This window comes from Phycicoccus sp. HDW14, from assembly GCF_011383005.1.
In the GTDB taxonomy this organism is placed as follows: domain Bacteria; phylum Actinomycetota; class Actinomycetes; order Actinomycetales; family Dermatophilaceae; genus Phycicoccus.
The window spans coordinates 3985843-3998498 of sequence record NZ_CP049935.1 but is presented as its reverse complement, the minus strand read 5'-3'; the positions used below and the strand labels follow the sequence as shown (position 1 = coordinate 3998498).

Genomic DNA, 12656 nt, shown 5'->3' with positions numbered 1-12656 from the left:
AGGGCCCCGGTCGCGGTCACCGCTTCCCGCCGAGCAGCAGCGACATCGCCTCTGCCCGCGTGGCGGGGTCGCGCAGCTGGCCGCGGACCGCCGAGGTGATGGTGCGCGAGCCCGGCTTCTGCACGCCGCGCATCGACATGCACAGGTGCTCGGCCTCGACGACGACGATGACGCCCTGCGCCCCGAGGTGCTCGACGAGGGCGTCGGCGACCTGGGTCGTGATCTGCTCCTGGACCTGCGGCCGGCGCGCATAGACGTCGACGAGGCGCCCGAGCTTGGACAGCCCGGTCACCGTCCCGTCCGAGCCCGGGATGTACCCGATGTGCGCCACGCCGTGGAAGGGCAGCAGGTGGTGCTCGCACGTCGAGTACATCGGGATGTCCCGGACGATGACGAGCTCCTCGTGCTCGATCGGGAACGTCTTGCTGAGGATCTCGGCCGGGTCCTGCCAGAGCCCGGCGTACAGCTCGTGGGCCGCCTTGGCCACCCGCTTCGGCGTCTCCTGGAGCCCGTCGCGGTCGGGGTCCTCCCGATGGCGAGCAGGAACTCGCGGACCGCCGCCTCGGCGCGCGGCACGTCGACCGGCGGGCGGGACGCCGACGGGGCCGACGGAGCCGACGACGCGGCGGCGTCGGGCTCAGGGCTCGACACGACCACCCTCGGGCACCTCGATGACCGCGGTCGGGGGGTGCTCGTCGTGGCCGGGGCGGGCACCGTCCTGCGCGCGCGCGTCGATCGCGGCCTCGGTGCGGGGGTCACCCGGGTTGAGCGTGGCACCGCTCGGCGCGCCCGAGCCGTTGCGACCGGCCATCGCGGCCTCCTCGGCGGGGGTGAGCACGGGCGGGATGTCCGAGAGCGTGCGGTGCTCGCTGGAGAGCCACAACGGCCGCTGCGGGCGCTTGTGGATGTCCTTGAACATCTCCGCGAGCTCGGCGGCGTTGAGCGTCTCCTTCTCGAGCAGCTCGAGGACGAGGGCGTCGAGGATGTCGCGGTTGTCGTTGACGACGTGCCAGGCCTCGTCGTGCGCGGAGTCGATGAGCTTGCGGACCTCCTCGTCGACGACCGCCGCGACCTGCTCGGAGTAGTCGCGCTGGTGGCCCATGTCGCGCCCGAGGAACGGCTCGCCCTGGCTCTGGCCGAGCTTGATCGCGCCGACCCGCTCGCTCATGCCGAACTCGGTGACCATCTTGCGGGCCATCGCGGTGGCCTTCTCGATGTCGTTCGCGGCACCGGTGGTGGGGTCGTGGAAGATGATCTCCTCCGCGACCCGGCCGCCGAGCGCGTAGGCCAGCTGGTCGAGGATCTCGTTGCGGGTCGTCGAGTACTTGTCGTCGACGGGCATGACCATCGTGTAGCCGAGGGCCCGACCGCGCGGGAGGATCGTCACCTTCGTGACGGGGTCGAGGTTGTTCATCCCCGCCGCGACGAGGGCGTGCCCACCCTCGTGGTACGCCGTGATCTTGCGCTCCTTGGCCGACATGATGCGCGTGCGCTTCTGCGGGCCGGCGATGACGCGGTCGATGGCCTCGTCGAGGACCTCGTCGTCGATGAGCTTCTTGTTCGTGCGGGCCGTGAGCAGCGCGGCCTCGTTGAGGACGTTGGCCAGGTCGGCACCGGTCATGCCCGGGGTGCGGCGGGCGACGGCGAGCAGGTCGACGTCGGAGGCCATCGGCTTGCCCTGCGCGTGGACCTGGAGGATCTTGTGCCGCCCGATCATGTCGGGGTTCTCGACGGCGATCTGGCGGTCGAAGCGGCCCGGGCGCAGCAGGGCGGGGTCGAGGATGTCGGGCCGGTTCGTGGCCGCGATGAGGATGACGTTGGTCTTGACGTCGAAGCCGTCCATCTCGACGAGCAGCTGGTTGAGCGTCTGCTCGCGCTCGTCGTGGCCGCCGCCGAGACCGGCACCGCGGTGGCGTCCGACGGCGTCGATCTCGTCGACGAAGACGATGGCCGGCGCGTTGGCCTTGGCCTGCTCGAAGAGGTCGCGGACGCGGGAGGCGCCGACACCGACGAACATCTCGACGAAGTCCGAGCCGGAGATCGAGTAGAACGGCACCCCGGCCTCACCGGCGACGGCGCGCGCGAGGAGGGTCTTGCCGGTACCGGGCTGGCCGTAGAGCAGGACGCCCTTGGGGATCTTGGCGCCCACGGCGAGGAACTTCGCCGGCTCGCGGAGGAACTCGACGATCTCGTGGAGCTCCTCGACGGCCTCGTCGGCGCCCGCGACGTCGGAGAAGGTCACCTTCGGGGTGTCCTTGGTCGCGAGCTTGGCCCGCGACTTGCCGAACTGCATGACCCGCGAGCCGCCGCCCTGGGCCTGGCTCATGAGGAACCAGAAGAGGCCGACGAGCAGCAGCACGGGGAAGAAGGAGATGAACAGGGTCCAGAAGGCGCTGTCGCCCTCGACCTTGTCGTCGTAGCCGTCCGGCAGCGAGGTCTTCAGCTCCTGGACGAGCTGCTCGGCCCGGGCGTCGACGTACTCGGCCCGCACCTTGGTGGCGCCGGAGATCTTGGCCTCGGAGTCGGAGAAGGACTGGCCGGACTTCAGGTCGAGGCTGATGACGTTGTCGGTGGTCATCACCGCCTTGTCGACCTTCTTGTCGGCGATGAGCTTCTCGGCCTGGGCCGTCGTGATCGTCGTGTAGCCACCGTTGCCCCGACGGTGAACACGAGCAGGAGGAGCACGAGGGCGGCGAGCACCCAGAAGACCGGGGCCCGGAGAATGCGTTTGAAGTCCATCTGGTCGCGGGGCCTTGGCCCCACCCTCCTGCTCGTCGTCTCTCGTCCCCCGGAGAGCTCCGGCGGGACCCGTACACGCTAGCAACGAGCCCGTCGGTGCTCGTGTTCCGGCGGGGGAACTGGTTCGACACCCGCCGTCCCGGCGGGCGCTGGTGCGGTCAGCTGTAGACGTGCGGTGCGAGGGTGCCGACGCAGCGCAGCCCCCGGTAGTCCTCGGCGTAGTCGAGGCCGTAGCCGACGACGAACTCGTTGGGGATGTCGAAGCCGACCCACTGCACGTCGACCTCGACCTTGGCGGCGTCCGGCTTGCGCAGCAGCGTGCAGATCTCCACCGAGGCCGGGCTGCGCGACTCGAGGTTGCTGCGGATCCAGCTGAGGGTGAGCCCGGAGTCGATGATGTCCTCGACGATGAGCACGTGCCGGCCGGTGATGTCGGTGTCGAGGTCCTTGAGGATGCGCACGACGCCGCTGGACTTGGTGCCCGAGCCGTAGGACGACACGGCCATCCAGTCGACGGGGACGCTGCGGGGCAGGGCGCGCATCAGGTCGGCCATCACCATGACCGCCCCTTGAGCACGCCGACGAGCAGGAGGTCCTTGCCCTCGTACTCGGTGGCGATGAACTGCGCCAGCTCGTCGAGCTTGGCGTGGATCTCCTCCTCGGTGACGAGGACTCGTTCGAGGTCTGCTCCCATGTGGGCGGCGTCCACTGCGGCTCCCTGATCGGGGTGGGCGGGCGGTCGGGGCTATTCAACCCGAGCGGCGGGGGCGATGGACACCCGACCGTCGGACCGGGTCGCGCGCCGGCCGCCGGGGAGGTGCACCGGGCCCTGCCCGTGCCAGTGGGTCAGGAGGCGGTCGCAGGCGTCGGTGTGCCGGCTCGTCAGCTGCCCCGCGGGGGCTCCGGCGGCGGTCAGGAGGCGGCGCCAGGTGCGGGTGCGGACCGGTCGCGGGAGGGCGGCGAGGGCTTCGACGTCCCAGGGGCCGACGTCCCCGAGGGAGGCCACCGCGGCGTCGGCGAGGGCGTCGAGGAGGTCGGCGTCCTCCCGCAGCTGGGCGGCGGTGCGGGCGAGGGCGGCGGCCAGGCCGGGGCCGAGGTCGGCCTCGAGGTCGGCGAGGGCGCGGCGCGCGCGGACGCGGGTGAACGCGGGGTCCTCGTTCATCGGGTCCTGCCACCAGGTGAGGCCCTCGGCGGTGCAGGCCTCCCGGGTCTGCCGGCGCGTGACCGCGAGGAGGGGGCGGCGGTACCGGTCGCGGGCGGCGGGCATCCCGGCGAGGCTGCGGGCGCCCGAGCCGCGCGCGAGGCCGAGCAGCACCTGCTCGGCCTGGTCGTCGCGGGTGTGACCGAGCAGGACGAGCCGGGCGCCGAGGTGGTCGGCCGCCTCGTCGAGCGCCCGGTAGCGGGCGGCGCGGGCCATCGCCTCGAGCCCGTCGGACGTGTCGGCCATCGCCCACGTGCTCGTCACGAGGACCGGGTCCGTGCCCAGCGTCCGCAGCCGGGCACCGGCCTGGTCGGCGACGTCGCGCGAGCCGTCCTGCAGGCCGTGGTCGACGACGACGGCGCCGACCCTCAGGCCGGCGCGCGCGCCCTCGAACCGGGCGGCGTCGGCGAGTGCGGTCGAGTCCGCTCCCCCGCTGCACGCGACGAGGACGAGGTCGCCGGGTTCGCACTCGGCGAGGGTGGCGCGCACCGCCGACCGGATGGCCGCGACCGCCGGGTGCGGCCTCCCCCACGCGCGCGTCATCGGGTCGTCCACCCCCGATCATCCCGACTCATTGCCCAGAACCCACCTCTCCCGCCCGACATGGGGGCTCAGAGGTGGGTTCTGGGCAAGAAGTCGGGTTCGGCGTCAGGCGTGGACGCGGCGGACCCAGGCCGTGGGGTCGGCGATCTCCTGCGGCAGCGGCAGCGTCTCGGGCGAGGTCCACACGGCGTTGAAGCCGTCGACCCCGACCTCGGCCTGCACGCCGCGGACGAAGGCCGCACCGTCCTTGTACTGCCGCATCTTCGCCTCGAGCCCGAGCAGCCGCCGCAGCAGCCGGTCCGGCGCCCCCGAGCCCCGGCGCCGCTCGGTGAACCTGCGGCGGATGTCGCCGACGGTCGGGATGTGCGCCGGCCCCACGTCGTCCATCACGACGTCGGCGTGGCCCTCGAGGAGGGACATCACGGCCGTCAGGGTGGCCAGCTGCTCGCGCTGCTCGGGGGTGGCGAAGAGGTCGGCGATGCCGGTGCCGCCCTCGGAGAACAGCTCGGGGAGGCGCTCGGTGACGCGCGAGGCGATCTCCTGGAGCCGCTCCTGGTCGGGGGCGAGGTCGACGGCCAGGTGCCGGGCCTGGGCGATGAGGTGCTCGCGCAGCCAGGGGTTGGCGGTGAACTGCACGCGGTGGGTCTCCTCGTGCATGCAGACCCAGGCGCGGAAGTCGGCCGCGTCGACCCCGAGCTCGCGGGCCGTGGCCATGAGGTTCGGCGCGACGAGGAGCAGCGCCGGCGTGCCGTCGGGCGCGATGTCGTACTGCCCGAGCACCTTGCTGGCCATGAAGGCGAGCAGCGCGCCGGCCTCGGCGCCGGTGACCTTGCCGCCGACGACCTGCGCGGCGGCGCCCGGCACCACGCCGCGCTTCTCGACGATGGCGTCGACGGCGGGTCGAGCAGGGCCGACATCGAGTCGGCGTTGACCGCGATCCAGGTGGCCCGGTCGACGACGAGGGCGTCGGGGGCGTCCGGCGGGGTGTGCAGGCGCGCGGTCTCGGCGACCGGCCCGCGCGCGGCCCGGGCGGCGTCGCGGATCGCCTCGACCTCCGCCCGCGCCTCGGCGGGCGAGACCACCGGCCCGGCCGGGACGAGCGTGCGGCCCGTCGTCTTCGCGAACTCCCAGTCGACGTATCCCACGGGGTCAGCCTCTCATCCGGGTCAGCGGGCCACCGCGCCGCAGCCGCAGCGGGTGACGGCGGCGACGACGCGGTCGAGGGCGGCCCGGGCCCGCAGCGTGCCGTCGTAGGTGCGGGGGAAGCCGTCGACCTGCACGACGAAGGTCAGCGGCCGGCCGTCGGCATCGACCGTCGTGCCGGCCAGCGCCGACCCCGCCTTCAGCGTGCCGGTCTTCGCCCGGGGCACCCCGAGCACGTCCTGCGTGGCGCGCGCGGCGAAGCGTCCGCGCAGGGTGCCCGACACCCCCGACACGGGCAGCCGCGCGATCACGTCGCGGAGCTGGGGGGCCTCACCGGTGACGGCGAGCGCGAGCACCGCCGACAGCGTCGCCGGCGCGACGGCCTGGCCCGGGCTGAGGCCGCTGGCGTCCTTGAGCACGAGACCGGTCGTCGGCACGGCGGCGGCCTCGAGCCGACCGCGGATGAAGGCGGCGTCGTCGCCGGCGCCCGCGGTGGGGGCACCCGCCGTGGCCGCCGCCTGGCGCACGAGGCTCTCGGCGAGCGAGTTGTCCGACTCGTCGAGGGCGAGGGAGAGCAGCTCGCCGTAGGTGGCCGACTCGACCGTGCCGAGCTGGACCGCACCCGCGGGAGCGGCTGCGGCCCAACCCTTCTCGGGCCGCAGCGTCGCCTTGACCCCCCGCTTCGCGAGCAGCTGGACGAAGGTCGTCGCGACGGCGACCTCCGGCTTCGCGGGCGCCGGACGGGTGGGGTGGCCCGCCGCGTCGACAGCCCGGTCATGACGACCGGCCCGGCGAAGCCGTCGCGCACGTCGTGGGGGTTCCACGTCGGCGGCACCCGCGGTCCGGGCGCGAACGAGAGGTCGAGCCGCAGCCCGACACGGGTGCGCCCGTCGGCCCTCAGCGCCGAGGCGACGTCGTCGGCGAGGTCGGCGAGCCCGGCGTGCCCGGAGACCGCATCGGGGTCGCCGGCCCCCGGGGCGAGCAGCATGTCGCCGCGCGCGACGAGGACCAGCTCGGTGGACCCGGGGGCCGCGACGACGGTGGTGGGCACCCGTGCATCGAGGTCGAGGGTCGCGGCGACGGCCATCGCCGCGAGCAGCTTGGCGGTGGAGGCCGGCGGGCGGGCGGTGCCGGCCGACCGCGACCACAGCAGCTCGCCGGTGACCCCGTCGCGGATGCTCACCCCGAGGCCCTTCGCGAGGGCGGGGTCCTTCGACGCCCCGGCGACGGCCGCGGCCAGGCCGGCGGCCGTGGGACGGGGGCGTCCGAGCCGTCGGCGGCGGGCGCAGCGGCGGGTGCGGCCGGGGTGGGGAGCACGGCGGGGAGGGCGCCCTCACCCGTGCCACCGCTGCCGACCGAGCCGGCCGCGGGGAGCGGCCCCGGCCGGTCGCGGGTGAGGATGCCGGGGGCGACGTCGAGCACGTCCGCGGTGGCGTACCCGGCGACCGCGACGAGGGCGGCGGCCACGGCGGAGGCCACCATGACACGTCTCACCCCTGCTCCCTTCGTGCTCCGGGCCCCTCATGCGCCAGACTGTCCGTCGAGCGTAGGTCACACATCAGAGGGAGCCGGTACACCGTGGAGTTCGACGTCACCATCGAGATCCCCAAGGGGCACCGGAACAAGTACGAGGTCGACCACGAGACGGGGCGCATCCGCCTCGACCGCATGCTCTTCACCGCGATGTCCTACCCCTCGGACTACGGCTACATCGAGGACTCCCTCGGCGAGGACGGCGACCCCCTCGACGCGCTCGTGCTCCTCGACGAGCCGACCTTCCCGGGCTGCATCGTGCGCGCCCGCCCGATCGGCATGTTCCACATGCGCGACGAGGCCGGCGGCGACGACAAGATCCTCTGCATCCCCGCGGGCGACCCGCGCAAGAACCACATCGTCGAGATCGAGGACATCAGCTCCTTCGACCGCCTCGAGATCCAGCACTTCTTCGAGACCTACAAGGACCTCGAACCCGGCAAGTCCGTCGAGGGCGCCCACTGGGCCGGCCGCGAGGAGGCCGAGGCGTGCATCACCCAGGCCATCGAGCGGGCCAGCACCGCCGGCCTGTCCACCGCGCGCTGGCGGATGCCGGCCCACGCGACCGACGTGCTCACCGAGTCCGAGCTGTCCCGCGCCCGCACCGCCGACGAGGTCACGGCGGCCGCCGAGAAGGCCCGCGCCGAGCTCGCGACCAAGGACAAGCCGCTCAGCGACGACTGACCGGCGGCTCGTCCGGACCGGCCGGGGTCACCAGCCCCAGGTGCCGGGCTCGCCCTTGAACGGGCCGACGACCCGGCTGGTCACCCAGCCGCCGTAGAAGCCACCGGCCTGCGGCACGACGACCTCGTCGTCGACGACGCAGCGCTCCATCGCCGCCGGCATCACGGCGACGTGGTCGACGAGGGCCTCGAAGCCGCGGGTCGGGTGCGGGTAGGTCCATCCCGCACCCGCAGCCACCACGCCTCCCCGACGACGTCGAGGTAGGCGGCCTCGCCCTTCCACTCGCAGTAGGAGGACCCGGGCGCGGGCCGCAGGGCGCCCTCGAGGAAGTCGGCGGCCGGCAGGTAGTAGGTGGGCGGGTGGCTCGTCTCGAGGACCCGGAGGGTGCGGGTCGACGCTGCGACGCGGACCCCACCGAGCCACACCTCCACCGACTCGCGGCTGGCGTCGATCGCCGGCGGGCGCGGGTAGTCCCACACCGACTCCTGACCGGGTCCGGGGCGCTCGGGCACGGGGCGCCTCATGCCGCGCCCTCCTCGTCGTCCAGGGCGGTGCGCAGGGCCTGGCCGACGTCCTCGACCGAGCCGTGGGCCACCGCGAGCCGCTGCCGTGGCACGAGCACGGTGTGCGTGCCGTCGTCGCGCACCCCGAGGATGACCGGCAGGCCGCTCTCGTGCACGGCCCGCCCCTCGGCCTCCGACACCTCGTTGCGGTGGACCAGCCGGACGGGCACGGGCAGCGACGCGACCATGGCGTCCCACTCCGGCCGGCGGCGGACCCCACCGTGCGTGACGTCGCAGAGGGCGCACTCGGCGCGCCCGAGGACGTGGTTGACGGCGTAGGCGAGCTCGCCGAGCACCCCACCATCGGCGTCGTACACCCCGAGGACCTCGACGACACGCTCCGCCATGTCCGTCAGGCTAACCCGGCCGACGGGTCGCCGGGCGTGGGCACGGGGCGTCAGGGTCCGTCGCGCCGAAGGTCGGGCGCCCCGCCGGTCACGCGGCCCGCGGGAGGGCGCTGTCCGGGTCCGGTGGTCACCGAGAAGACCGGCCAGCCGATCTCGGTCCGCCACCGCGCGGCGTCCGCGGTGTCGCGGGGCCCGACGAGGTAGGTCTCCCGGACCGGGCCGGCCACGCCGAGGGCGTTGGCGGCGACCCAGGCGCCGACCTCGCCGTAGGTGACGTCGATGTCGTCGTGGTCGCCGACGTGGACGGCGACCGCCAGCTCCACGGCCGGCAGGGTCACCGGGTGCACCCGCCCCCGGGTCGGCGGGTCCGTGGACGGCCGGTGCACCACGACGTGTCCGCGGCCCACCTCGAACAGCGTGTTGTCGTACACGCCGCCGGGCGGGCCGACGGGCTCGAGGGGCTCGCCGACGGGGTCCCGGAGGACGGCGTCGAGCTCGGCCATGGCGCCGGCGTACCAACCCAGGACGTCGCCCAGCTCGACATCGCCCTCGACGGCGGCGACCCTCACCTCCGGGACGGGTCGCACCTCGACGTGCACCGGAGCGGGCTCGGGCGCCAGCAGGCGACGCAGCGAGCGCACCGCCGCCCGGGTCCGGTCGAGCACGGACTCGAGGCGGCGGAGGTGCTCGGTGACCAGCTCGGAGCGCACCACGGGGTCGGCGGTGTCGAGGATGCGCCGGACGGTGGCCAGCGGGACGTCGAGCTCCCGCAGCCGGTGGATGACCTGGGCGGTGGGGATCTGCTCGGCGGTGCAGTACCGGTACGACGTCAGCTCGTCGACGTGCACGGGGAGCAGCAGGTCCGCCTCGTGGTACCGGCGCAGCGTGCGCACGCTGAGGTGGGTCAGTCGGGCGAACTCCCCGATGGTCAGGCCGGTGTGCACCCGGGCAGTCTGCACTCTCCCCCCGGGGGAGGGTCCAGTACTTGACCCTCCGCCCGGTGGAGGCGCGAGCGTGGGGCCATGACGACCCACGCCACCCCCGAGCCCAACGACCCCACCGACCTGCCGGCGGTGGTCCGCGCGTTCTTCGCCGCCCACTCGGCCCGGGAGGCCGAGGCCGCCCTGCGGACGTTCACCGACGACGCCGTCGTCGTCGACCAGGACGAGACCTTCCGCGGGACCGAGCAGGTCCGCGGCTTCCTCCAGGACTCCGGCAGCGAGTTCACCTACACCACCGAGGTCCTCGAGGCCCGATGCGAGGACGACACCCGCTGGACGGTCGCCGTCCGGCTCGAGGGCGACTTCCCGGGTCACGTCGCCCAGCTCGGCTACCGGTTCACCGTGAGCGGAGGACGCATCAGCGGGTTGACGATCGGCTGAGCACCGGCCCGCGCAACCCGCCGCTACAGTCGGCGCGACGTCCGCGCCGGCGGACGGGGAGGTGGGGTGTCGATGCGCTGGTCACGCGGGGCGCTGGCTCCGGTCTCGGTCCTCGTCCTCACCGTGCTCCTCATGGTCGTCGGGCTGACCGTCGGCTTCGAGTCCTTCAACGGCAAGGGCTTCGTGGCCCGGGCCGTGGTCTACCCGCTGCTCATGCTCGTGGTGCCGGTGGTGTGGTGGTGGCGGCACCGCGGCCGGGCCGCCGACCGCGCCGACCCCGTCGACCCGCCGTGGGGGGCCTTCGCCCTCGTGATGCTGCCGTTCCTCATCGACGTGCTCGGCAACTTCCTCGACCTCTACGACACGATCGAGGCCTGGGACGACGTCAACCACCTCGTCAACTGGTTCCTGCTGCTGTGGGGCATCGGGCTGCTGCTCTTCCCGACGGCCGCCTCGGTGGGCCGCCCGGGCCTCGCCGTCCTCACCGTCGCCGGGACCGGCGCACTGCTCGCCGTGCTGTGGGAGGTCGGCGAGTGGTTCGTCTTCCTGCGCGCGGGCGTCGAGGTCGAGCGGCTCTACCAGGACACCCTCGGCGACGAGCTGCTCGGCAGCACGGGCGCACTGCTGGCCGGGGTCCTCGTCGTGTGGTGGAGACGCAGGAACGCCCCCGGTGACCGGGGGCGTTCGACGAGCCGCCTATCGGAATCGAACCGATGACCTATTCATTACGAGTGAATCGCTCTGGCCGACTGAGCTAAGGCGGCGTGCACCCGAGGGCGCGCGGACGAGTATAGGCAGGCCACGGCATCCGTCGCGAATCCGCCCCTCGTACCCCGTCGAGAGTACAGAACACGCCGTGCGGGCGTGGGCGCGGACGGCGTGTTCTGCACTGTCGACGGGTTGAAAGGGGGTCAGCAGCGCAGGCCGTCCTTCGGCACCCGACCCTTGACGTACCAGGCGTCGACCGCGTCGTCGACACACGAGTTGGAGCGGGTGTAGGCCGTGTGCCCGTCGCCGTCGAAGGTGATGAGCGAGGCCTTCGCCAGCTGGTCGCGCAGCCGGACCGACCACTCGTACGGCGTCGCGGGGTCACGGGTCGTGCCGATGACGACGATCGGCGCGGCGCCCTCGGCCTTCACCTGGTGCGGGGTGCCGGTGGCCGGCACCGGCCAGTAGCCGCAGACGAGCGAGCTCCACGCGAGGTAGCGGCCCCACGTCGGTGCCTCCTTCGCGGCGGCGTCGGCCTCGGCGAGGTGCTCGGGGACGCTGTCGGACTCCGGCTTGTCGAGGCAGTTGACCGCGTAGATGACCTCCATGATGTTGCCCGCGTAGCCGCCGCCCGGGTTCCGGTCGGCGTACTGGTCGGCGAGCTGCATCAGCGCGGTGCCGTCGCCGGAGAGGGCGTCGCGCATCGCGTCGACGAGGGTGCGCCAGGCGCCCTGGTCGTACATCGCGGCGGCGATGCCGAGCGAGGCCCACCCCTCGGTGAGCTTCGGCACCGAGCCGTCGCCGGTGCGCGGCACGGGGTTCGCGTCGGTGGCGGCGAGGAAGCCACGCAGGTTCTCCATCACCGCGTTCACGGAGTCGCCGAGCGGGCAGTCGCCCTCGTCGACGCAGTACTTCGCCCACGTGCGGGTCGCGAGCTCGAAGCCCTTGGCCTGCCCGAGGTTGATCTCCCGGGAGGTGAGGTCGGGGGCGACGACGCCGTCGAGGACGAAGCGCCCGACCTGCTTCGGGAACAGGTCGGCGTAGGTGGCGCCGAGGTAGGTGCCGTAGGACTTGCCGAGGTAGGTGAGCTTCTCCTCGCCGAGCGCCGCGCGCAGGACGTCGAGGTCCTTGGCGGCGTCCTCGGTGGACACGTGCGGCAGCAGCGCGCCGGCCTTGGTGCCGCACGCCGTGGCGAAGGCCGCGGAGCCCTGGGCGAAGGTGCGCTGCTCGGCCGCGTCGTCGGGCGTCGGGTCGGACCCGAGGAACGCGTCGAGCTGGGTGTCGGTGAGGCAGTCGATGGGCGCCGACCGGCCGACGCCGCGCGGGTCGAACCCGACGACGTCGTAGCGGTCCCGGACGCCGGGGCCGACGATGAAGTCGGCGGCGCGCGCGTAGTCGACCCCCGAGCCGCCGGGGCCGCCCGGGTTGACGACGAGCGAGCCGATGCGCTGGGAGGACTTCTTCGCCGGCACCTTGAGCACCGAGATCTCGATGGTGCTGCCGTCCGGGCGGGCGTAGTCGACGGGGACCTTGAGCTGGGCGCACTGGGCGCCGGAGCACTCGCTCCAGTCGAGCTTCTGGGTGTAGAAGCGGGCCAACGACTCGGACCCGGCGGGCGGGCTCTGCGGCGAGCCAGTGGCGGCCGGGGTCGGCTGCTCGTCGCGCAGCCCGGACACCAGCGAGCAGCCGGAGAGGAGGGTCGTGACGACGGCGACGCCCGCGACGAGGGCGAGGGGGCGGCGCGGGCTCATGGCTCGCACGATATGTGAGGCCACTGGGGACCCTCGCCCCGGGGAGGTCACGATCCGGTCGC

10 protein-coding genes, 1 tRNA gene and 6 pseudogenes are annotated in these 12656 nt (G+C 73.6%); 3 read left to right on the top strand and 14 right to left on the bottom strand.

The window, feature by feature from the left end; all coding sequences use genetic code 11:
- Positions 1-16 precede the first annotated feature (16 nt).
- The 9 genes and pseudogenes from folE to G7075_RS19605 all read right to left on the bottom strand — a co-directional run bounded on the left by folE (position 17) and on the right by G7075_RS19605 (position 7120).
- A pseudogene (gene folE, locus G7075_RS19640) lies at positions 17-651 on the bottom strand (GTP cyclohydrolase I FolE).
- Positions 638-2739, bottom strand: a pseudogene (gene ftsH, locus G7075_RS19635) (ATP-dependent zinc metalloprotease FtsH). Before ftsH ends, folE begins: the two co-directional pseudogenes overlap by 14 nt.
- A gap of 158 nt (positions 2740-2897) precedes the next feature.
- Positions 2898-3433, bottom strand: a pseudogene (hpt, locus tag G7075_RS19630) (hypoxanthine phosphoribosyltransferase).
- Positions 3434-3484: 51 nt separating this feature from the next.
- On the bottom strand, positions 3485-4495 hold the full coding sequence (gene tilS, locus G7075_RS19625) for a tRNA lysidine(34) synthetase TilS (protein WP_371814133.1): 1011 nt from the start codon (positions 4493-4495) through the stop codon (positions 3485-3487).
- A gap of 93 nt (positions 4496-4588) precedes the next feature.
- Positions 4589-5350: a zinc-dependent metalloprotease gene (locus G7075_RS19620; RefSeq protein WP_371814132.1), complete on the bottom strand. Its 762-nt coding sequence runs from the start codon at positions 5348-5350 to the stop codon at positions 4589-4591.
- A gap of 62 nt (positions 5351-5412) precedes the next feature.
- Positions 5413-5565 (bottom strand): annotated as a pseudogene (locus tag G7075_RS23255) (coenzyme F420 biosynthesis protein); the annotation flags it as partial.
- A gap of 84 nt (positions 5566-5649) precedes the next feature.
- The gene (locus G7075_RS19615) at positions 5650-6450 is read right to left on the bottom strand and encodes a D-alanyl-D-alanine carboxypeptidase (protein ID WP_166124087.1); all 801 of its coding nucleotides are present in this window, start codon (positions 6448-6450) and stop codon (positions 5650-5652) included.
- A pseudogene (locus tag G7075_RS23250) lies at positions 6447-6809 on the bottom strand (D-alanyl-D-alanine carboxypeptidase); the annotation flags it as partial. The gene G7075_RS19615 and the pseudogene G7075_RS23250, both read right to left, overlap by 4 nt.
- On the bottom strand, positions 6806-7120 hold the full coding sequence (locus G7075_RS19605) for a hypothetical protein (protein ID WP_166124086.1): 315 nt from the start codon (positions 7118-7120) through the stop codon (positions 6806-6808). The pseudogene G7075_RS23250 and the gene G7075_RS19605, both read right to left, overlap by 4 nt.
- 84 nt (positions 7121-7204) lie before the next feature.
- Here G7075_RS19605 and G7075_RS19600 point away from each other — a divergent pair, with 84 nt between their 5' ends.
- Positions 7205-7843: an inorganic diphosphatase gene (locus tag G7075_RS19600; RefSeq protein WP_166124085.1), complete on the top strand. Its 639-nt coding sequence runs from the start codon at positions 7205-7207 to the stop codon at positions 7841-7843.
- A 27-nt stretch (positions 7844-7870) separates the two neighbouring features.
- On the opposite strand, the pseudogene G7075_RS19595 reads toward G7075_RS19600, so the two are convergent.
- From G7075_RS19595 to G7075_RS19585, 3 genes and pseudogenes are all read right to left on the bottom strand, one after another.
- A pseudogene (locus G7075_RS19595) lies at positions 7871-8367 on the bottom strand (DUF427 domain-containing protein).
- Positions 8364-8753: a hypothetical protein gene (locus G7075_RS19590; RefSeq protein ID WP_166124084.1), complete on the bottom strand. Its 390-nt coding sequence runs from the start codon at positions 8751-8753 to the stop codon at positions 8364-8366. The pseudogene G7075_RS19595 and the gene G7075_RS19590 overlap by 4 nt, the downstream one beginning before the upstream one ends.
- Before the next feature lie 50 nt (positions 8754-8803).
- Positions 8804-9697: a MerR family transcriptional regulator gene (locus G7075_RS19585; protein WP_166124083.1), complete on the bottom strand. Its 894-nt coding sequence runs from the start codon at positions 9695-9697 to the stop codon at positions 8804-8806.
- Positions 9698-9775: 78 nt separating this feature from the next.
- On the opposite strand from G7075_RS19585, the gene G7075_RS19580 reads away from it, so the two are divergent.
- Positions 9776-10135, top strand: a complete 360-nt coding sequence (locus G7075_RS19580; RefSeq protein WP_166124082.1) for a nuclear transport factor 2 family protein — start codon at positions 9776-9778, stop codon at positions 10133-10135.
- A 72-nt stretch (positions 10136-10207) separates the two neighbouring features.
- Entirely contained in the window at positions 10208-10852 is a 645-nt protein-coding gene (locus G7075_RS19575; protein WP_205860576.1) for a hypothetical protein, read from the top strand.
- Here G7075_RS19575 and G7075_RS19570 read toward each other — a convergent pair.
- Positions 10826-10899 (bottom strand) — tRNA-Thr (locus G7075_RS19570). The genes G7075_RS19575 and G7075_RS19570 overlap by 27 nt on opposite strands.
- Before the next feature lie 147 nt (positions 10900-11046).
- Entirely contained in the window at positions 11047-12594 is a 1548-nt protein-coding gene (locus G7075_RS19565; RefSeq protein WP_166124081.1) for an alpha/beta hydrolase, read from the bottom strand.
- Positions 12595-12656 lie beyond the last annotated feature (62 nt).

Excerpts from the sequence above, each read along its gene's own strand:
- G7075_RS19590 (WP_166124084.1), bottom strand. The coding sequence starts at position 8,753 with ATGGCGGAGCGTGTCGTCGAGGTCCTCGGGGTGTACGACGCCGATGGT.
- G7075_RS19580 (WP_166124082.1), top strand. The coding sequence starts at position 9,776 with ATGACGACCCACGCCACCCCCGAGCCCAACGACCCCACCGACCTGCCG.
- G7075_RS19575 (WP_205860576.1), top strand. The coding sequence starts at position 10,208 with ATGCGCTGGTCACGCGGGGCGCTGGCTCCGGTCTCGGTCCTCGTCCTC.
- G7075_RS19565 (WP_166124081.1), bottom strand. The coding sequence starts at position 12,594 with ATGAGCCCGCGCCGCCCCCTCGCCCTCGTCGCGGGCGTCGCCGTCGTC.